Genomic DNA, 19,777 nt, shown 5'->3' with positions numbered 1-19,777 from the left:
AAAAGGCACTTCGGTGCCTTTTTTATTATCTGTTACTAATTAAATACTCCTTGCACTTTAATTGATACTCTGTTAAAAAATCGATAAAGACAATAATAAATTAGGATAACAATGATGCTCTATACCACACGTAGATTATTGGCTAGAAAAAACATTGCATTAGTTGCTCACGATCACTTGAAGGAATCCTTGCTAAATTGGTGTAACAAAAATCGTGAAATACTCTCTCAGCACAACTTATGCGGTACAGGCACGACAGGGACATTAATTAATAAAGAGACGGGGTTAGATATCATCCCAATGCTTAGTGGACCAATGGGGGGCGATCAACAAATTGGTGCATTAATTGCAGAAGGTAAAATTGATATCCTAATCTTTTTTTGGGATCCACTTAATGCAGTACCCCATGATCCCGATGTCAAAGCACTTTTACGGTTATCGACGGTTTGGAATATTCCTGTTGCTACTAATCAAGCAACAGCCAATGCGTTAATTCAGTCTACTATTTTTACACAAGAAGTTGATATTGAAATTCCTGATTATCAAAGCTATTTAGCTGACAGAGTTAAATAAATGCCAATACCCTCTCAAATTCGTAAAACAGGGCGACAAATATTACTACTTGATAATTTGTTTATTGTCTTAGGTTTTTATGTCGTTTTCCCACTTGTATCAACCCATTTTGTTAGCCAAGTGGGCTGGAGTGCACTCTTTGTTGGTTTTGCGTTGGGATTTAGGCAATTTGTTCAACAAGGTTTTGGTATTATTGGCGGTGCTATTGCTGATCGATTTGGCGCAAAACCTATGATTGTTGTAGGTATGTTTTTACGCTGTGTTGGTTTTATTTCCATGGCGATTGCTGGTGAGCCTTGGTTATTATTACTTTCTTGCTTACTTTCAGCATTAGGAGGACTATTATTTGATCCGCCTCGTATGGGATTAACCATTAAGTTTACCCGTCCACATGAGCGAGGTAAGTTCATATCACTGTTAATGATACAAGATAATGCCGGAGCAGTAATAGGTGCTCTTATTGGTGGAATTTTAATTGATTATGACTTCCATTTAGTATGTTGGTGTGGTGCTTTTATTTTTTTCTTATGTGGGATTTTTAATATTTTTTTTCTGCCGGCGTACCACATTGCTATTGGTAAAGTGCCTATTCTTAATGGCATGAGCATGGTTATAAAAGATAAAAAATTCACACACTATGTGCTTACATTAACTGGTTATTATATACTATGGGTACAAATTATGTTGATGCTACCTTTAACAATCACTCGCGTATCAGGTAGCCCTAGTTATGTGAAATGGATGTATGCTATTCAAGCAGGTATTTCACTGGTACTGCTTTATCCACTTGCTCGTTGGAGTGAAAAATATTTTAGATTAGATCAGCGTCTTAAGTTTGGTCTATTTTTAATGTCATGTGCTTTTATTATTATCGGTTTTACAACACAATTAACAGCATTATTATCACTAATTGCATTATTTTATTTAGGGGCAATTATTGCTGAACCCGCGCGTGAAACCTTATCAACAGTACTAAGTAATCCTAAGGCGAAAGGTAGTTATATGGGATTTAGTCGTTTAGGGCTTGCTCTAGGTGGATTTATTGGTTATACCGGTGCTGGTTGGTTATATGATATCGCTATACAAATAGGATTCCCTCATCTGCCATGGATAGCGTTGACCACAATTGGTCTATTAACATTAAGCTATCTACAACATCAATTTAAAAATGAGCCACCCATGCTACATGTTAAAATGAGGAAGATTGGCTAATTTCACCATCTTTAAATAAAATAGCCTCGCCAGTATTAAGTTTGTTCCATATCTCATTTGAGGTTAATGGTAAGGTTGAAATGATAGTAACAATATCATTTTGTGTTGTGTGTTTTTGAAAATCAATTTCTACATCTTCGTCCAGTAATTTTGCTTTGCCAAATGGTGCTTTGCGGGTTATCCAATGTAAATTAGTTGTGCAATAGGCAAACACATATTGCCCATCAGAAAGTAGCATATTGAATATGCCTAGTTGGCTTAATTGATCTGCACATTGTTTAATAAAATTAAATAGCTCAAGATCATCGACAGGTTTTTGTGAATATTTTTGCTGTAATTGATTAATTAAATAGCAGAAAGCATATTCGCTATCGGTTTCTCCTACAGGTTGAAATAGCCCTGTATCTAAATTTTGGTAATCGGTTAATTGTCCATTATGAGCAAAAGTCCAGTTTTTACCCCACAATTCACGGGTAAATGGATGGGTATTTTCTAGGGCAACACCGCCTCGATTTGCTTGTCGAATATGAGCAATTACGGCTTTAGATTTGATGGGATATTCTTTCACCATTTTCGCAATAGGCGAATAACTGCATGGCTCGGGATCTTTAAATGTACGGCAGCCTTTGCCTTCATAAAACGTAATTCCCCAGCCATCTTTGTGGGGACCTTTGTCCCCACCTCGTTTAATTAGGCTAGTAAAACTAAAGCAGATATCGGTTGGCACATTAGCGCTCATACCCAATAATTCACACATATTATTTAGCCATCTCTTTTTCAATAAGTAAGATTAGAATATGAATGACTTTGATATGAATTTCTTGCACGCGATCTGCATAGCCAAAATGCGGAACACGAATATCGACATCAGCAAGTCCATTCATCTTACCGCCATCTTTACCTGTTAATGTAATGACTTTCATGCCTTTTTGTTTTGCTGCTTCAATTGCTTTCAGCACATTAACTGAATTACCTGAAGTTGAAATACCTAAAAGCACATCGCCTTTTTGTCCAACACCTTCAACATAACGAGAAAAAATATAATCAAATCCATAATCGTTACCGACACAAGAAATATGACTTACATCAGATATTGCTATTGCAGGGTAAGCCGGACGATTGTCACGATAACGTCCAGTTAACTCTTCAGCAAAATGCATTGCATCACAATGAGAACCACCATTACCACATGATAAAACTTTACCTCCTTGTTTAAACGAATTGGCAATTAAAATTGCGGCTTGTTGAATTCGTTCAAGGTTTTTATCGTCTGAAACAAATTTGGTTAATACGTCAACGGCTTGATTTAACTCATCACGAATATTGTCAATGTACACTACTATTTCTCCTTAATAAATTTACATACCATTTTAATTCGTTCCAAATAGCTTGCAAGTGATAAAAATAAAATTCCCAATATTTAACCAATATTGTCAAGAAGAGTGTGTTTAAGTATAAAAATGAATATCAAAATGAAAACGAATTAAAATCATTACTGGTAGCAACAAATAAAACAACAACAAAATTTAAATTAATTTTAATATTAACAAATAATATATTTACAATAGTGAAATTATTTGCATTATTTTTAAATAATACCTTGTATATAACTTGGTCGTAACGCTATTTGCCAATAGGATAAGTCTTTAATTCGTGATACAATTTGGTTAGTATTTTTTCATTTAAAAGAAAGTGAAATCGCATTTAAAATAGAATCGATAAGGAATTAATATGCAAACAATTGAAGGTAAAGTGGCTGCACCAAAAGCCAAAGTTGCAATTGTGGTGGCACGTTTTAATCATTTTATTAATGATAGTTTAGTAAGTGGTGCAATTGATGCATTAACACGTATTGGGCAAATCGATGATAAAAATATTACTGTTATCTGGGTTCCTGGTGCTTATGAAATTCCACTTGCCGCAAAAGTTGCTGCGCAGTCAAAAAAATATGATGCAATTGTGGCATTAGGTACCGTTATTCGTGGAAGCACTGCACATTTCGATTTTGTTGCGGGTGAATCAAGCTCAGGTTTATTAAGTGCAAGCTTAGATAACACCATTCCAGTTGGATTTGGTATTTTAACTACCGAAAGTATAGAACAAGCTATTGAACGTGCAGGCACAAAAGCAGGCAATAAAGGTGCTGAAGCGGCATTAACTGCGCTAGAAATGCTAAATATTATTAAAGCAATTAAGGAGTAATTTAGTGGCATTAGTCAATCCTCGTCGTCGAGCAAGAGAGTGTGCGGTACAAGCAATCTACTCTTGGCAAGTTTCTAAAAACGATCTTGCCGATGTTGAGACCAGTTTTATTGCAGAACAGGACATGAAAGGCGTTGATGCCAAATATTTTCGTGAGTTATTAAACGGTGTGGCAAAGAATACCATCGAATTAGATGAAAAAATGGCACCGTACCTCACTGAACGCACTGTTGATGAATTGGGGCAAGTTGAATTAGCGATACTGCGGATCGCACTTTATGAATTAATGAAACGTCAAGATGTACCTTATAAAGTGGTGATTAATGAAGCCATTGATCTTACAAAAACGTTTGGTGCTGCTGACAGTCATAAATTTGTTAATGGGGTATTAGATAAAATTGCTCCAACCATTCGTACGCGATAACCGATTAATAGTGAGATTGATATGAACGACAATACCGAAAAAAGCAAACCAACTATTTTTTATGCTAAAAATAGTGAACCGAAAAAGCACTCTCGTTCAGCTAAAGAAAAGCTTAGTGGGTGGAAAGGTCAGCGTAAAGATAATGCATCTTCGTTTAACGCTAAACGTGATCATAATGACCGTATTGAAACGTTCAAACCTCGAAATGATAAATCTGAGTTTGTCAAAAAGCGTTTTAATGTTGAACTTAATCAATCTCAATCAGCTATTGCAAATGATTCGCCATGGCAGAAAAAAGTACGTAATAATGATCAAGCCCCTACATTTGGTTATGATGGTTATCGTCAGCGTAAAGAAGAAACATTAGTTTATAGTGAAAATAGTTGTAAAGCGGTTTTTAAACATCGACGCACAGCTATTGTAAAGCTATTTATTACCCAAGAGATGACTTATCAGTTTAAGGATTTAATCGACTGGCTAGTCAAACAGCGGCTGGGTTATGATGTTGTCTCTAGTGAGCAAATTAGCAAAATAACCCAAACTCAACACCATGGTGGTGTCTGTTTAATTGTTAAAAAGCGTATTCCACTCACATTATTGGATTATTTAGAAGAAAGCAATGATAAAGATCATGATTGTATTTTAGCCATTGACGATGTTAACAATCCTCATAATCTGGGTGGGTTAATACGAAGTGCCGCCTTTTATGGGGTAAATGGAGTGATGTTACGCCAAACTAATTTACTTGATAGTGGTTCAGCTATGCGAGTAGCTGAAGGTGGAATAGAAGCTGTTGCCGCAATTAAAAGTGATGATTTTATTGCTTCAATTGATATGTTGAAACAGCATGGCTATCAAGTTGTTGCGTTATTACCTTGTCAGTCAAAGTCTATTGCATCAAGCGAATTGCATAAAACCCGGTTTAACAAAAAAGTAGCTTTAGTTATTTTTCAGCAAATCAACATGAAGTTAATTAATAATGCTGACGTCACCTTACATATACAAGGCAATGAAAATATGCCTGCGCTTAATATTTCAGTGGCAACGGGCATTTTATTATCAAATTTGAAAAAATAAGCCATTAAGAATTTAGCTTTTATCATCGCCTCATCTATTATTGAGACGATAAAAGTTATTTTTAATTATTGATAGCTATCAAATAGCATCATTTGGTTAGAAATTGCGGTTTTTTTCTGTAGAGTATTAATAAGTATTTAAATATGGTCGGTAGTAGCTATGGCTAAACATAAAGTTGGTTTAATTTTCGGGAAGTTTTACCCTTTACATTGTGGTCACATTTATTTGATTGAAAAAGCTATAAGCCAAGTCGATGAATTACATATTTTTCTTGGTTGTGAAGCATCACGGGATAAGCAACTATTTGATAAAAGCCATCTACCAAAGCAACCTCAAATAAGCAATCGTTTTTCGTGGTTAAAAGAGACGTTTAAAGATCGCCATAATATTCATATCCATGTACTTGATGAAGCAGGTATTGAGTTTTATCCTAACGGTTGGCAAGATTGGAGTGATCGTGTTAAGCAGATCCTTGCTGAGCATAAAATTATTCCAAATGTTGTTTTTACCAGCGAGCCCCAAGATGTAAAAAATCATGAACACTATTTCGGTTGTTCGGTTGCTATTGTTGATGCTGATCGACATTTTATGAACATCAGTGCTACACAGATCCGTGAAAACCCTTATAAGAACTGGTCTTTTATTGCGCAAGCAGCAAGACCTTTCTTTGTTAAAAAAGTGGCTATTATTGGTCGAGGTAGATTTTGTGAATTACCTATTCAGCTGGCTAATATTTATAATACGCAATATGTGCCTAATGGCTATATTAATTATATCGAGCGAGAAATTTCGACCCGTCATAACTATTTAAGTGAATGTGATTATATTAAAATTGCAATGTTACACGTTGAACGACTCACTAAAGCAGTAGAAACTGCAAATAAGCTTATTTTTACCTCGATTGATTTTGAAACATTAGCGCAGTATTACAGCCAAATCTTCGAAAAAGAAAACGATGTTTTACAAGCCCTAAAAAACAGTTACCAGTTTGATTTAGTCATTCATGAAAAAGACTTAAAACCACAACGCTCCCAACTTGAATATTTTGAAACAGTTTCAAAGAAGGTTGAAGCATTATTGATTTAGTTCATCACATTTATTATGGCTTATGCTAAAATAAAGTAAATCTTTGTGATAGGTAAATTTTATGTCTCAATCTTTTGATAATAAAGACAATACGAATCAAGAAAAAATTGATTTTGGTTACACGCAAGTTCCAAAGCAAGAAAAAGTAAAGCGTGTTGCTGAAGTATTTCACTCTGTTGCCGATAAATATGACATTATGAATGATCTTATGTCATTTGGTATTCATCGTATTTGGAAAAAAATAACTATTGAATATAGCAGTGTGCGTAAAGGCCAAAAAGTTCTAGATCTTGCTGGGGGCACAGGCGATTTAACGGCAAAATTCTCACAACTGGTTGGTGATGATGGATTAGTTGTTTTAGCTGACATTAACGAATCAATGTTAAAAGTTGGACGAGATAAACTCCGTGATAAAGGCTTATTTAAGAATATTGAATACGTACAAGCCAATGCAGAAGAATTACCTTTTGCTGATAACTATTTTGATTGTATCACCATCTCATTTGGTTTACGCAATGTCACCGATAAAGAAAAGGCTTTACGATCCATGTGGCGGGTACTGAAACCTGGTGGACGCTTATTAATTCTTGAGTTTTCTAAACCACAATATCAAATACTAAATAAAGCATATGATTTGTATTCATTTTCCATGTTACCGTTAATGGGAAAAATTGTGGCAAATGATTCTGAAAGTTATCGCTATTTAGCCGAATCCATTCGTATGCATCCCGATCAAAACACCTTGAAGAAAATGATGGAAGATGCAGGATTTGTTGATGTGAAATATCACAATATGACCGGTGGTATTGTTGCGTTACATACTGGCTTTAAATTTTGATGTGATGAATAATAATGACCTTTTTTAGACTTTTTAAAATCTTAACTGTATTTCGAGCCTATCAATTAAATGAATTGTTGCCGAAACATCGTTCATCAAAATGGCTTGGCATTTTATTATTCTGCTTTTTTTGGGTTAGACCTAAGGCAAAACATCAAGAAATAGGCGAGCGTTTACGACAAGCTCTGCAAGAATTAGGTCCTGTTTGGATCAAGTTTGGACAAATGATCTCAACTCGGCGTGATGTTTTACCTAAACACATAGCTGATGCTTTAGCAAAGTTACAAGACCAAGTCCCCCCTTTTGACGGTAAAATAGCGAAACAACTGATTGAACAAGCATTAGAACAACCGATTGATTATTATTTTTCCAACTTTGATGAAACTCCGTTAGCGTCAGCATCAATTGCACAGGTGCATACTGCGGTATTAAACTCTAGCCAAGCCGAGGTTATCATCAAGGTTTTACGTCCTAATATTTTACCTGTTATCCAAGCCGATATTGGTTTAATGTATTGGGTTGCTAAACAATGTACGACGCGGATAAAATCAGGCGAAAGGTTACGTGCGGTTGAAATAGTGCATGATTATGAAATGACACTATTAAAAGAGTTAGATTTACGCAAAGAAGCTTATAACACAGCAAGATTACGTGATAATTTTATTAATAGCGATATTTTGTATATTCCTTATGTATACCAAGACTTATGTCGAAAAAATATCATAGTCGAAGAACGCATTAAAGGCGTACCTATCGCCGATATTAACCAGCTAAAACAACATAAAGTCAATATGAAATTGCTTGCAGAACGGGGTGTTCAAGCTTTTTTTACCCAAGTTTTTCGTGATAACTTCTTCCATGCTGATATGCACCCGGGCAATATCTTTGTTGATATTACCGAACCACAAAATCCACGTTATATTGGAATTGATTGTGCCATTGTTGGCATATTGAGTGATGATGACCAGCATTATCTTGCCGAAAACTTCTTAGCATTTTTTAATCGAGATTATCGCAAAATAGCCGAAACTTATATCGCATCTGGTTGGGTGCCAGAAACTACTGATGTTATTGCACTTGAAATGGCCATGCGCAATGTCTGTGAGCCCGCATTTGAAAAACCACTGGCTGAAATTTCATTTTCACAGATTTTACTAAAATTATTTCAAGTTGCACGCCAATTTGAGATGGATATTCAACCGCAACTTACTCTTCTTGAAAAAACGCTATTTTATATTGAAGGACTTGGACGTCAGCTTTATCCTGAACTTGATTTATGGCAAACAGCAAAACCATTTTTAGAAAATTGGTATCAAGAAAAATACAGTGCAAAAAAGATACTACAACAAGCATTGGAGTCGCTACCTAAATGGCGCAATATGTTACCAACATTGCCTGAAAAATTAAATGATTACGAACGAATCACCAAACAGATGAGTGCACAATTAAAACAAATTGATCAACAACTACAGCGTAGCAAAAAACGTGAACGAAATCTGTATGGAATGCTGGGGTTAATTTGTGCTTTATGCATTACGATATTAATCATAAATTAACGATTGAAGACTAATAATTACCTATTAAATTGGTGATATTGGGAATATTATAATTTACGTGTATAATTTGGTTAAATACCGCCATTGGAGACAATCAGATGCCAAGCTTACCTCAACTACTCATATTAATCGCTGTAGTAGTATTATTATTTGGAACAAAAAAATTACGTTCATTGGGTTCAGATCTTGGTGAGTCAATTAAAGGCTTTAAAAAAGCAATGAATGATGATGATGGTAAAAAAAATAGTGATAATTCACAAAAAATCGAAAATACCGACTCATCTGATACTAATACCAATAATAACAAAAAAGAGTAACCCGTGTTTGACATCAGCTTTGGGCAATTACTATTAGTATTAATTATTGGTCTGGTGGTATTAGGGCCAGAAAGGTTACCTGTTGCGATAAAAACAGTTGCAGGGTGGATAAAAGTACTACGCCGAATGTCAGCAACAGTACAGCTAGAGTTAAACAAAGAGCTTAAACTGCAAGAATTACAAGACAGTCTAAAAAAGGCCGAACAAAGTGGGCTAACTACATTGACGCCAGAAATTCAAGAATCTATTGACGACTTAAAGCGTGTAACTGAATCATTGCAAAACGAAATCGACTCAGCAACGCAAATCGATCAACAAACACATTCAGATAAAAAATCATGACAGACGATGCTACTCAACCATTAATTGGACATCTTGTTGAACTCAGAACACGACTTTTACGTTGTATTATCTGTATTTTATTGGTATTAATTTGTTTACTTTATTTTTCTAATGATATTTATCATATTGTAGCAAATCCGCTCATCAGCCAATTACCTCAAGGTAGTAGCATGATAGCAACCGATATTGCCGCGCCATTTTTTACACCGATTAAACTTACTGCGGTGGTAGCGATATTCATCTCTATTCCGTATGTGCTATACCAAGTTTGGGGCTTTATTGCGCCAGCACTCTACCAACACGAAAGACGTTTGGTGATGCCTTTAATCGTATCAAGCACAATCCTATTTTATATGGGGATAGCGTTTGCTTATTTTGTGGTGTTTCCATTAGCGTTTTACTTTTTTATTCATACGGCACCGGTTGATGTTGCAATCAACACTGACATTACCAAATACCTCGATTTTGTCATGACTCTTTTTGTAGTATTTGGTTTTGCTTTTGAAGTGCCTGTGGCAATTATTTTGCTCTGCTGGACTGGAATCACCACACCTAAAAGCCTACGTAAAAAGCGTCCTTATATTATTGTTGGTGTGTTTGCCGTTGCTATGTTTGTTACCCCACCAGATGTTTTTTCACAAATATTATTAGCTGTACCTATCTGTTTACTGTTTGAAATTGGCACCTTTTTTGCCCGTTTTTACCAACCACGTCAACATGGCAATATAGAAGATGACTGCCAAGAGTCTGAACAATAGACATAAACAGATAACCAATGAATTAAACTGAACAAGTAAGGATAACAAGTCATAATGAAAACATCATTACCTGATTTTAATTGTGCCAATGTATTAGTTGTGGGCGATATTATGTTAGATCGCTACTGGTATGGAGGAACTAATCGCATATCACCTGAAGCCCCTGTACCCGTTGTTAAAATTGACTCCCTAGAAGAAAGACCCGGTGGTGCAGCTAATGTTGCGATGAATATTACTTCACTTTGTGGTAATGCACGACTTATTGGATTAACAGGCATTGATGAGCCGGCAAAAATTCTTGATGAACAACTCAGTAAACATAACGTTCAATGTGATTTTGTATCCGTTTCAACGCACCCAACCATCACCAAATTGCGAGTCTTATCACGCAATCAACAATTGATTCGTATCGATTTTGAAGAAGGATTTGGTAATGTTGATGCAACGCCTATTCTTGAACGCATTCAAACAGCATTAACGACTAATAAAGTGTTGGTTCTATCGGACTATGCTAAGGGTGCATTATCGGCAGTTCAAGCAATGATTAAACTTGCTAATCAAGCCAATGTACCGATTTTAGTTGATCCTAAAGGTACGGATTTTGAGCGTTATCGTGGTGCAACATTATTAACGCCAAATATGGCTGAATTTGAAGCCGTGGTTGGGCATTGCCGAAACGAAGAAGACATTGTCGAAAAAGGTTATCAGCTTATCAAAAAGTATGATCTTAAAGCCCTACTGGTCACGCGTAGTGAAAAAGGTATGACATTACTACAATTGGACAAACCAATTTACCACCTGCCAACCCAAGCCAAAGAAGTTTTTGATGTCACTGGTGCTGGCGATACTGTAATTGCGACATTAGCCGCCTCTTTAGCTGCCGGGCAATCTTTAGAAGAAAGCTGTTTTTTAGCTAATGCTGCAGCCGGTGTGGTTGTTGGTAAACTTGGTACATCGACTGTTTCACAAGTCGAACTAGAAAACGCCATACGTGCACGTGCTGATGATGGTTTTGGTGTCATGAGCGAAGATGAGCTAAAAGAAGAGGTTCGAAAGGCGCGCATGCGTGGTGAAAAAATTGTCATGACCAATGGCTGTTTTGATATTTTACATGCAGGGCATGTTTCTTATTTGGCAAATGCTCGGAAACTTGGCGATCGCCTAATTGTTGCTGTGAACAGCGATGCCTCGGTAAAAAAACTAAAAGGCGAATCAAGACCAATTAATCCACTCATGCAACGAATGATTGTACTGGGTGCACTTGATTCGGTTGATTGGGTTGTTCCATTTGAAGAAGAAACCCCTCAACGACTCATTGCTAATGTCTTGCCCGATGTCTTAGTCAAAGGTGGCGATTATAAACCCGAAGATATAGCTGGGGGCAAAGAAGTTATCGCTGCTGGCGGTAGCGTTAAAGTGCTTAACTTTGAAGATGGCTGTTCCACGACTAATATTATTAATGCTATAAAAAATCGCTAAATCTTATTGTCAATCAAATCGGTTACTCATTGGAGTAACCGATTTGCTTTAGAATGGGAAAAAACAACTATTTATTTTCTTATTTTAATTACGCCTTAAGACAAACTTTAAAAAAATCATCAAAAAACACTAGTAATGTTGACCAAGTCTTTAATAAAAAAATCATTAACAGTTATTGAAAATTAATAGGTAATAACTATTGTTAAATTTCAAAATTAATACTTTTTTTATTATGCGCTTTATGCAAAGCTAGTGACCAAATTCTGAAAAAGAGTATTAAGGATATTTTATGACCAAACATTATGATTATATTGCCATTGGTGGCGGTAGTGGTGGGATAGCATCGGTTAACCGAGCTGCATCCTATGGAAAAAAATGTGCCATTATTGAAGCAAAATTATTAGGTGGAACCTGTGTGAATGTTGGTTGTGTGCCTAAAAAAGTGATGTGGTATGGTGCACAAATTGCTGAAGCCATTAATCACTATGGTCCCGATTACGGTTTTGATACTACTATTAATAAATTCAGTTGGGATAAATTAATTGCTAGCCGAAGCGCTTATATTGATCGAATCCATCAATCTTATGATCGAGTCCTGAATAATAACAACGTTGATGTGATTCATGGATATGCTAAGTTTGTTGATTCTCATACAGTTGAGGTAAATGGTGAACATTATAGTGCCGATCATATTCTTATAGCTGTGGGGGGCAAACCAACAATTCCGAATATCCCAGGTGCGCAATATGGTATCACATCTGATGGATTTTTTGCGCTAAAAGCCTTACCTAAGCGTGTGGCAGTTGTAGGCGCTGGTTATATTGCTTGCGAAATCGCAAGTGTATTACATGCACTTGGCGCACAAACTCATCAATTTGTTCGCAATGCCACACCATTACGCACTTTTGATCCATTAATTGTTGAAACCTTAATGGAAGTGATAAAAACAGAAGGGCAACACCTTCACACTTTTGCGGTGCCAAAATCCGTCACTAAAAACAGTGATGAGTCATTAACTTTAACACTAGAAAACGGCGAAAGTTATACTGTCGATTGTTTAATTTGGGCAATTGGCCGTGAACCTGCTACAAAAGACATGAATTTACAGGCAGCAGGCATTGACATTGATAATAAAGGCTTTGTGATAGTGGATAAATATCAAAATACCAATGTACCGGGTATTTATTCAGTCGGTGATGATATAGGCGCCATGGCATTAACGCCGGTTGCGGTTGCCGCGGGTCGTCGCTTGTCAGAAAGGCTTTTTAACAATAAACCTGATGAACATTTAGATTATAGCAATATTCCAACCGTCGTCTTCACCCACCCAGCAATTGGTACAGTAGGCTTAACTGAGCCAGAAGCGATACTGCAATATGGTGAAGAAAACGTCAAAGTCTATAAATCCACCTTTACGGCCATGTATACCGCAGTTACGCAACATCGTCAGCCATGTCGTATGAAGTTAGTGTGCGCTGGTAAAGATGAAAAAATTGTTGGTATTCATGGTATTGGATATGGTATGGACGAAATGTTACAAGGCTTTGCTGTCGCACTGAAAATGGGCGCTACCAAAAAAGACTTCGACAATACAGTTGCTATTCATCCAACAGCGGCTGAAGAGTTTGTTACCATGCGTTAATATGATAGCTATTTGTATATCACATTAGTATATAGTACAAAGTTAAATAACAAAGCAGGAAACTCTCCCGCTTTGTTATTGCTAAAATCATTACTGGCTAATAATTAGTTGAGTTACTGCTCCAACCCTTTTTTAGCTAAAGGATAGAAACCAACTCCAATTGCAATTAATGCCACAAAAGAGATATAAATACCCGCACCCAAATAACTATATTCCCCTAATAAATGTTCAGGACTTAATAGATAAATGGTTAATGTTGGTGTAAATGCACTAAATAACGCATAGGCTAAATTATAAGAAAACGATAAGCCTGAATAACGAATTGCAGGTGGAAAAGTCCTTGTCCCAATTATCGGTGTCATGGCAACAGAGCCAATGAAAAGCCCAAAAATAGCCCAAATTAAATAAAGCTTAGTTAGCGACATATCAGGCGATAATGAACTATAAAAATAGAGACTAGAAACCGCAAGGCCTCCCCAACAAATCATCGAGGTTTTAGTTGAACCAAGCTTATCATCTAACCAACCAAAAATAATACAACCTAATGTTAAGGTTAAAGCGGCAATACAACCACCGATCCGCCAATCAAGGTTAGAAAAATGATACATTGCGCCCACAATACGACCCGGGGTAATTAAAATCCCCACCATAATAGCGGTAGACAATGACCACGTTAACAATGCAACAATTGCGCAGGCTGTTTTGTGTTTTTGTAGTACGGTAACAACTGGGATATTTTTCTCAATCGCCTTGCGAGCGGCTAATTCCTTGAAAATAGGTGTTTCTGATAAAAAACGGCGCAAATAAACCGAAATAACCCCAAAAATACCGCCAATAATAAACGGAATACGCCATGCGTAATCTAAAATATTTTGTGTCGTAAAACAAAGATCAATAATAATTGTGACAATAAACCCAAGTAAAATACCACCAGTAATTCCTGATGTTAATGTGCCAACACCAAGTCCATAACGTTGTTTTGGCACATGCTCTGCAATAAATACCCAAGCACCTGGCATTTCGCCACCGATCGCTGCACCTTGTAACATGCGCATAATCAAAAGCAATAGTGGTGCAAAAATACCGATCATTTCGTAAGTGGGTAAAACTCCAATGATGAAAGTTGGTAGCGCCATCATTGCGACACTTAGGGTAAACATCTTTTTACGGCCCACTTTATCGCCAAAATGAGCCATAATAATACCGCCCACAGGTCGAACTAAATAACCAGCAGCAAAAATTCCCCACGCAAACAGATCTAACGTCAAAGGGGATAATGTATGAGGTAAAAATAGCGGTTTAACGATGGTATCGATATAAAGTGCATAAATAACAAAATCATAAAACTCTAGCGTACCACCTAAAGAAGACAAAACTAATGTTTTTAAGTCCTTACTATTTAATGGACGCGCAGGGGGTTGCCACTGTGCATTGATTTCAGACTGATTCATGAACTAACCTTATTCTTATTGTTAAATTGAGATAAAAAATCAAGAAAATTCGTCTTTTTTGACCTAACCTTATAAAGGTCTCCATTCTGCCACAAAAAAAAGCCTTTTTTTTCATCATAAAAAAATTTAATGAATGACATTAAACTGTATATTTGATTTATAATCTTAATATATTTTATTGGATAAAAAGATATCACCATACCATGGTGGTTAATTCAAAAGGATGATTTAATGATAGATCCAAAAGTAAAGCGTTGCAGTTGGGTGACAAACGATCCGCTGTATATTGCTTATCATGACAACGAATGGGGCATTCCCCAATATGATAGCCTTAAGTTATTTGAAAAAATTTGCTTAGAAGGTCAACAAGCGGGTTTGTCTTGGATCACAGTACTAAAAAAACGGCAAGAATATCGCCGTTGTTTTTTTGATTTTAATCCTGAAAAAATTGTTCAATTGACTGAAAAAGACATTGAATTATTCATGGAAAACAAAGGACTAATACGTAACCGACTAAAGCTAAATAGCATAATCAAAAATGCCCAAGCGTATTTATTAATGCAAAAAAATAACGAAGATTTTTCACAATTTATTTGGTCTTTTGTTGATGGTAAACCAATTACTCATTATTACAAAGACAAAAGCGAACTTCCTGTTAGCACAGAAACCTCGGACAAAATGTCAAAAGCATTAAAAAAGAAAGGTTTTAGTTTTGTTGGTTCAACGATTTGTTATGCTTTTATGCAGTCCATGGGGTTAGTCAATGACCATTTTGAATATTGCTTTAAAAAGGAATTTAAGTGAATGAACATGATACAACTAATAAAGTATACCGTTATTGCTATACTCGGTTATTTTATTGTTTGCAATGTGGTTATTTTTGTCTATACCCAGCAACCGCCACAAGATAACGCTGACACCATGGTTATTTTAGGATCCCAAGTAGTGGGAACACCTGCGCAAGCGCCCCTGACATTACAAACGCGTTTAGATGTTGCGGTGACTTATCTACACAATAATCCCAACACAAAAGCCATAGTCTGTGGTGGACAAGGTAAAGACGAATCCGCAACCGAAGCTAGTGTAATGGCTGATTACTTAATCAAAAAAGGCATTGAATCATCAAGAGTTTATATAGAAGACAAATCAACTCGCACCGCTCAACAATTTCTTTATGCAAATGATCTCTTACCTTTAGGAAAAACCGTCGTCGTCACTAATGACTTTCATTTATTGCGCTCAGTCATGTTGGCCAAACGTTCAGGATTCGAGCAAGTATCAGGTCTCTCTGCGCCGTTGAATTGGTCTAATTTTGATAAATATATCGCAATGATAAGAGAGCCATTAGCATTAGCAAACTCTTGGTTATTTGATCATCCTAAAGAACAACTTAAAAAAGAATGATGGTTGCGATGAGATCAGATTTTTATCGATACACTGTTTTTAATTCAATCAGCTAATCAAAGTACCGCCATAAGCAACAGCTGTTTTTACTTGTTGTCCATGGTATCATGGCAACATTGCTGTTTAATTTAAAAATGAATAAAGATGAAATCTGATACTATTGTCGCACAAGCAACACCACCCGGTCGTGGAGGGGTAGGTATTTTACGTATTTCAGGCCCCAAAGCGCAAGCGGTTGCCCAAGCTGTATTGGGCAAATTGCCCAAACCGCGTTATGCCGATTATTTACCGTTTTTAGCATCGGATGGCACTACACTAGATGAAGGTATTGCCTTATTTTTCCCTAATCCCCACTCATTTACTGGTGAAGATGTTCTTGAATTACAAGGTCACGGTGGGCCGATTATTTTAGACTTACTTTTAAAACGCATTCTTGAAATCCCCAATGTCCGCATTGCTCGTCCAGGGGAGTTTTCGGAGCGTGCATTTTTAAATGATAAATTAGATCTTGCTCAAGCTGAAGCGATTGCTGATTTAATTGATGCTAGTTCTGAGCAAGCAGCAAAATCGGCAATCTCATCACTACAAGGCGTATTTTCAAAAAAAATACATGCGCTTGTTGAATCATTGATTCACTTAAGGATATTTACCGAAGCGGCGATTGACTTTCCCGAAGAAGAAATCGACTTTTTATCTGATGGCAAAATTGAGACCCAGCTAAATGAAGTTATTACACACTTAAACGAAGTCAGGCAAGAAGCCAAGCAAGGCTCACTACTACGCGAAGGCATGAAAGTTGTTATAGCAGGGCGCCCTAATGCCGGTAAATCAAGCTTACTTAACGCCTTAGCTGGTCGTGATGCTGCTATTGTGACTGATATAGCAGGCACAACCCGAGATGTTTTACACGAGCATATCCATATCGACGGCATGCCACTACATATTATCGACACAGCCGGACTACGCGAAGCGAGTGACGAAGTGGAACGAATCGGCATTGAACGCGCTTGGCAAGAAATTGAACAAGCTGATCGCGTATTATTTATGGTCGATAGCACTACCACCAACGAAACCAATCCAGAAAAACTATGGCCAGAATTTATTGAACGTTTACCAAAACAGATGCCTGTCACTGTCATCCGCAACAAAGCCGATTTAACGGGCGAAGCACTAGGATATAGTGAAGTAAATGGCTACTCACTTATTCAACTTTCGGCACGAACAGGTGAAGGTATCGCCTTACTACGTGAACATCTAAAACAGGCAATGGGCTTTACTAGTAGTACCGAAGGTGGATTCTTGGCTCGACGTCGCCATCTACAAGCACTAGAAAAGGCTACCCAGCACTTAAACAATGGTAAGCACCAACTTATCACATTCCATGCTGGAGAATTACTTGCCGAAGAACTAAGGCTAGCGCAAGAAGCATTAAGTGAAATCACAGGGCAATTTACCTCTGATGATTTGTTAGGTCGCATATTTAGTTCGTTTTGCATAGGTAAGTAAACATACTTTATAAAAAGTGTTCAGAAAAGCAATTGATTTTATTGAATTTATTTTTTATTGTTTTTTCGGGAGGAAACAACCATTGTTACTCCCCCTAAAATAGTACGGTCAAAAGTTGAAAACTATTTTGTCATAAAAGTAAAAGAGGGGGGTAATCATAAAAAGTGATAAAAAAGCTATAGCACCTACCAAGGCGCGGGAAAGTGTGGAAGAAGGAGTAACAAGCTACCCCATCGTATTACCAGCGCTATAAGTTGTGCTATAGCTGTATTCCATTGTTCAACATTTAGCTTGCTGATTGATCAATAATAAAAATCGATTCCTTAATAACACAACTTATGATAATGGTAACTTGATGAATTAATGATTAAATTTAAATAATTCTTAGCTCTTTTAATGATAATTTAATAAATGCATAAAAAATAGGTGCAAAAATTAAACCAATAACGCCAAAAAGGGTCTCCAAAAAGAGCATCGCAATTAACAATTCACAGATACCTGCATGAATTTTTGTCCCGACTATTTTTGCATTAAGTACATATTCCATTTTATGAATTAAGATTAAATAAACAATAATCCCCATTGCGACAGTAAATGATATGGTAAATGCAACAAAAAAGATTAATCCATTAACAATCAAGTTACCAATAATTGGAATAAGACCAAAAACAAATGTGGCTAACACTAAACTTTTACTAAATGGCAAATGAATGCCAAATAAAGGCAAAATAATAAATAGCAAAATAGCGGTCATCATCGTATTAAATAATGCAATCACAACTTGGGACATAGCTACATATTGAAATACTACAACTAACCGGTTTAAGCTAGCTTTTAAGGCTTTGGTTAATGCTCTTTGTGTAATTTTATTATGTTCAGTGTTGCGTTGATTTTCTTTATAACCCAAAATTAATCCAATGATCATTCCCACAATTAATATAATTAAATCATGAAATACTTTTTTGATGATAGATTGCAGATAAAAGACATGATCTTTAAGGTAAATCATTATAGTTGATTTAACTTCGTCTAAATCATCAGGTAAATAATGGGTAATACTTGGCGGTAGACTGTTTATTACATTATTGACCACTAATTTCAAATTTATCAACGTTTCGGCTGGATGCTTGGCCATATCAACAAACCAAGCAAATAAATACCAAAAGCCACCAATAAAAATGCTCATAATCAGTGTCGTGAGGAAGAGTACCGAAACTAATTTTGATTGATGACTAAAACGTACCATTTTTCGTGATAAAAAATCATCTAATTTTTGTGTTAACGTATAGGTTAACAAGCCAGCTATCACTGCAGGCATTAAATGAACTTGCATCAAAATAATAAAAAAAACAGAAAACAAAACAAGGCAAAATAGACCTAATTTTTGATTATTACTTAGTGGCATAAAGAAAATTTCCTTTTAATAAAAACTTATTTAATTAAAACACGATACGTGGTAACGGTAAAAAATTAACAGAATTATAGCAGAGAGTTCATTATCCGTCCTTTTTTGTTACTAATTAAACATGAACTGTTTATAATTTAGTTAAGGATTTTTAACAGGTTAAAGAAAACTCTTACACAACCTAGGTAAAATGCTAACAACTAACAAACTAGTAAAAACAAGAATAGCGTATCCTAATAACAGCCATCTAACTAACCAAAAATAGGTCAGAAAAGGTATTGATTTTATTGAAGTTTTTATGCGGTGTTTTTTTAGTCAAAAATCACTACTCAAAATCATTCCCACACAATCACGTCAACGCAGGTTAACTCAAACCTTGACAAAACTTTACAATTTTTTAACAAAAAAAGTAGCGCATTATTAGGGCGTGTTGATCTTTCGTGATTATTTTTTAGACGGCATGATGTGAGTTATAATAATTCTGCAAAAAACAACCATAACTCGA

Annotated in this window: 19 protein-coding genes and 1 pseudogene; 16 read left to right on the top strand and 4 right to left on the bottom strand. The window is 36.1% G+C overall.

Going from position 1 to position 19,777, the window contains the following annotated elements:
- The first annotated feature begins 114 nt into the window (after positions 1-114).
- Both GQ598_RS07165 and mdtH read left to right on the top strand, forming a co-directional pair.
- Complete coding sequence (locus GQ598_RS07165) at positions 115-573, top strand: methylglyoxal synthase (protein WP_160403289.1); 459 nt, start codon at positions 115-117, stop codon at positions 571-573.
- Positions 574-1,785, top strand: a complete 1,212-nt coding sequence (gene mdtH, locus GQ598_RS07160) for a multidrug efflux MFS transporter MdtH (RefSeq protein ID WP_160403256.1) — start codon at positions 574-576, stop codon at positions 1,783-1,785.
- Here mdtH and GQ598_RS07155 read toward each other — a convergent pair.
- Together GQ598_RS07155 and lpcA are read right to left on the bottom strand one after the other, a co-directional pair.
- On the bottom strand, positions 1,763-2,542 hold the full coding sequence (locus GQ598_RS07155) for a class II glutamine amidotransferase (RefSeq protein ID WP_160403253.1): 780 nt from the start codon (positions 2,540-2,542) through the stop codon (positions 1,763-1,765). The two genes, mdtH and GQ598_RS07155, sit on opposite strands and share 23 nt — an antisense overlap.
- 1 nt (position 2,543) lies before the next feature.
- Complete coding sequence (gene lpcA, locus GQ598_RS07150; protein ID WP_160403251.1) at positions 2,544-3,122, bottom strand: D-sedoheptulose 7-phosphate isomerase; 579 nt, start codon at positions 3,120-3,122, stop codon at positions 2,544-2,546.
- 394 nt (positions 3,123-3,516) lie between these two features.
- On the opposite strand from lpcA, the gene ribE reads away from it, so the two are divergent.
- The 11 genes and pseudogenes from ribE (at position 3,517) to gorA (ending at position 13,506) form a co-directional block, all read left to right on the top strand.
- Positions 3,517-3,987: a 6,7-dimethyl-8-ribityllumazine synthase gene (gene ribE, locus GQ598_RS07145; RefSeq protein ID WP_091346282.1), complete on the top strand. Its 471-nt coding sequence runs from the start codon at positions 3,517-3,519 to the stop codon at positions 3,985-3,987.
- Positions 3,988-3,991: 4 nt separating this feature from the next.
- Positions 3,992-4,411, top strand: coding sequence for a transcription antitermination factor NusB (gene nusB / locus GQ598_RS07140; RefSeq protein WP_091346280.1), 420 nt, complete (start codon positions 3,992-3,994; stop codon positions 4,409-4,411).
- Between the two features lie 21 nt (positions 4,412-4,432).
- Complete coding sequence (locus GQ598_RS07135) at positions 4,433-5,488, top strand: TrmH family RNA methyltransferase (RefSeq protein ID WP_160403249.1); 1,056 nt, start codon at positions 4,433-4,435, stop codon at positions 5,486-5,488.
- Positions 5,489-5,647: 159 nt separating this feature from the next.
- Positions 5,648-6,574 (top strand): multifunctional transcriptional regulator/nicotinamide-nucleotide adenylyltransferase/ribosylnicotinamide kinase NadR, encoded by a 927-nt coding sequence (gene nadR, locus GQ598_RS07130; protein ID WP_160403248.1) that lies wholly within the window; start codon positions 5,648-5,650, stop codon positions 6,572-6,574.
- Positions 6,575-6,635: 61 nt separating this feature from the next.
- A complete protein-coding gene (gene ubiE / locus GQ598_RS07125) occupies positions 6,636-7,412 on the top strand; it encodes a bifunctional demethylmenaquinone methyltransferase/2-methoxy-6-polyprenyl-1,4-benzoquinol methylase UbiE (RefSeq protein WP_160403246.1) in 777 nt (258 codons plus the stop codon).
- Positions 7,413-7,426: 14 nt separating this feature from the next.
- Positions 7,427-8,968, top strand: coding sequence for a ubiquinone biosynthesis regulatory protein kinase UbiB (gene ubiB / locus GQ598_RS07120; protein WP_160403245.1), 1,542 nt, complete (start codon positions 7,427-7,429; stop codon positions 8,966-8,968).
- 98 nt (positions 8,969-9,066) lie between these two features.
- Positions 9,067-9,285 carry a twin-arginine translocase TatA/TatE family subunit gene (gene tatA, locus GQ598_RS11355; RefSeq protein ID WP_160403243.1) on the top strand — a complete coding sequence of 73 codons (219 nt, stop codon included), beginning with the start codon at positions 9,067-9,069 and terminating at the stop codon, positions 9,283-9,285.
- A gap of 3 nt (positions 9,286-9,288) precedes the next feature.
- A pseudogene (gene tatB / locus GQ598_RS07110) lies at positions 9,289-9,612 on the top strand (Sec-independent protein translocase protein TatB); the annotation flags it as partial.
- Positions 9,613-9,623: 11 nt separating this feature from the next.
- Positions 9,624-10,385: a twin-arginine translocase subunit TatC gene (gene tatC, locus GQ598_RS07105; RefSeq protein WP_160403239.1), complete on the top strand. Its 762-nt coding sequence runs from the start codon at positions 9,624-9,626 to the stop codon at positions 10,383-10,385.
- Between the two features lie 54 nt (positions 10,386-10,439).
- The gene (hldE, locus tag GQ598_RS07100; protein WP_160403237.1) at positions 10,440-11,864 is read left to right on the top strand and encodes a bifunctional D-glycero-beta-D-manno-heptose-7-phosphate kinase/D-glycero-beta-D-manno-heptose 1-phosphate adenylyltransferase HldE; all 1,425 of its coding nucleotides are present in this window, start codon (positions 10,440-10,442) and stop codon (positions 11,862-11,864) included.
- Positions 11,865-12,153: 289 nt separating this feature from the next.
- Positions 12,154-13,506, top strand: a complete 1,353-nt coding sequence (gene gorA, locus GQ598_RS07095; RefSeq protein ID WP_160403235.1) for a glutathione-disulfide reductase — start codon at positions 12,154-12,156, stop codon at positions 13,504-13,506.
- A 113-nt stretch (positions 13,507-13,619) separates the two neighbouring features.
- Here the strand turns inward: gorA and GQ598_RS07090 are convergent, their stop codons facing one another.
- Positions 13,620-14,957, bottom strand: a complete 1,338-nt coding sequence (locus GQ598_RS07090) for an MFS transporter (RefSeq protein WP_160403233.1) — start codon at positions 14,955-14,957, stop codon at positions 13,620-13,622.
- Positions 14,958-15,188: 231 nt separating this feature from the next.
- Between GQ598_RS07090 and GQ598_RS07085 the strand changes: the two genes are divergently transcribed.
- The 3 genes from GQ598_RS07085 (at position 15,189) to mnmE (ending at position 17,867) form a co-directional block, all read left to right on the top strand.
- Positions 15,189-15,761, top strand: a complete 573-nt coding sequence (locus tag GQ598_RS07085) for a DNA-3-methyladenine glycosylase I (RefSeq protein ID WP_091346254.1) — start codon at positions 15,189-15,191, stop codon at positions 15,759-15,761.
- Positions 15,762-16,361 carry a YdcF family protein gene (locus GQ598_RS07080; RefSeq protein WP_160403231.1) on the top strand — a complete coding sequence of 200 codons (600 nt, stop codon included), beginning with the start codon at positions 15,762-15,764 and terminating at the stop codon, positions 16,359-16,361.
- A gap of 144 nt (positions 16,362-16,505) precedes the next feature.
- Positions 16,506-17,867 (top strand): tRNA uridine-5-carboxymethylaminomethyl(34) synthesis GTPase MnmE, encoded by a 1,362-nt coding sequence (gene mnmE / locus GQ598_RS07075; RefSeq protein WP_160403229.1) that lies wholly within the window; start codon positions 16,506-16,508, stop codon positions 17,865-17,867.
- A 373-nt stretch (positions 17,868-18,240) separates the two neighbouring features.
- Here mnmE and GQ598_RS07070 read toward each other — a convergent pair whose 3' ends face one another.
- Entirely contained in the window at positions 18,241-19,272 is a 1,032-nt protein-coding gene (locus GQ598_RS07070) for an AI-2E family transporter (protein ID WP_160403227.1), read from the bottom strand.
- Positions 19,273-19,777 lie beyond the last annotated feature (505 nt).

Source organism: Gilliamella sp. Pas-s95 (assembly GCF_009795795.1).
In the GTDB taxonomy this organism is placed as follows: Bacteria; Pseudomonadota; Gammaproteobacteria; order Enterobacterales; family Orbaceae; genus Gilliamella; species Gilliamella bombicola.
The sequence above is the reverse complement of the archived record's forward strand: the minus strand, read 5'-3'. Positions and strand labels throughout refer to the sequence as shown.

Bases quoted from the DNA above. Each gene is read 5' to 3' on its own strand.
- GQ598_RS07165 (WP_160403289.1), top strand. From the start codon at position 115: ATGCTCTATACCACACGTAGATTATTGGCTAGAAAAAACATTGCATTA.
- mdtH (WP_160403256.1), top strand. From the start codon at position 574: ATGCCAATACCCTCTCAAATTCGTAAAACAGGGCGACAAATATTACTA.
- GQ598_RS07155 (WP_160403253.1), bottom strand. From the start codon at position 2,542: ATGTGTGAATTATTGGGTATGAGCGCTAATGTGCCAACCGATATCTGC.
- ribE (WP_091346282.1), top strand. From the start codon at position 3,517: ATGCAAACAATTGAAGGTAAAGTGGCTGCACCAAAAGCCAAAGTTGCA.
- GQ598_RS07135 (WP_160403249.1), top strand. From the start codon at position 4,433: ATGAACGACAATACCGAAAAAAGCAAACCAACTATTTTTTATGCTAAA.
- nadR (WP_160403248.1), top strand. From the start codon at position 5,648: ATGGCTAAACATAAAGTTGGTTTAATTTTCGGGAAGTTTTACCCTTTA.
- ubiE (WP_160403246.1), top strand. From the start codon at position 6,636: ATGTCTCAATCTTTTGATAATAAAGACAATACGAATCAAGAAAAAATT.
- ubiB (WP_160403245.1), top strand. From the start codon at position 7,427: ATGACCTTTTTTAGACTTTTTAAAATCTTAACTGTATTTCGAGCCTAT.
- tatA (WP_160403243.1), top strand. From the start codon at position 9,067: ATGCCAAGCTTACCTCAACTACTCATATTAATCGCTGTAGTAGTATTA.
- tatC (WP_160403239.1), top strand. From the start codon at position 9,624: ATGACAGACGATGCTACTCAACCATTAATTGGACATCTTGTTGAACTC.
- hldE (WP_160403237.1), top strand. From the start codon at position 10,440: ATGAAAACATCATTACCTGATTTTAATTGTGCCAATGTATTAGTTGTG.
- gorA (WP_160403235.1), top strand. From the start codon at position 12,154: ATGACCAAACATTATGATTATATTGCCATTGGTGGCGGTAGTGGTGGG.
- GQ598_RS07090 (WP_160403233.1), bottom strand. From the start codon at position 14,957: ATGAATCAGTCTGAAATCAATGCACAGTGGCAACCCCCTGCGCGTCCA.
- GQ598_RS07085 (WP_091346254.1), top strand. From the start codon at position 15,189: ATGATAGATCCAAAAGTAAAGCGTTGCAGTTGGGTGACAAACGATCCG.
- GQ598_RS07080 (WP_160403231.1), top strand. From the start codon at position 15,762: ATGAACATGATACAACTAATAAAGTATACCGTTATTGCTATACTCGGT.
- mnmE (WP_160403229.1), top strand. From the start codon at position 16,506: ATGAAATCTGATACTATTGTCGCACAAGCAACACCACCCGGTCGTGGA.
- GQ598_RS07070 (WP_160403227.1), bottom strand. From the start codon at position 19,272: ATGCCACTAAGTAATAATCAAAAATTAGGTCTATTTTGCCTTGTTTTG.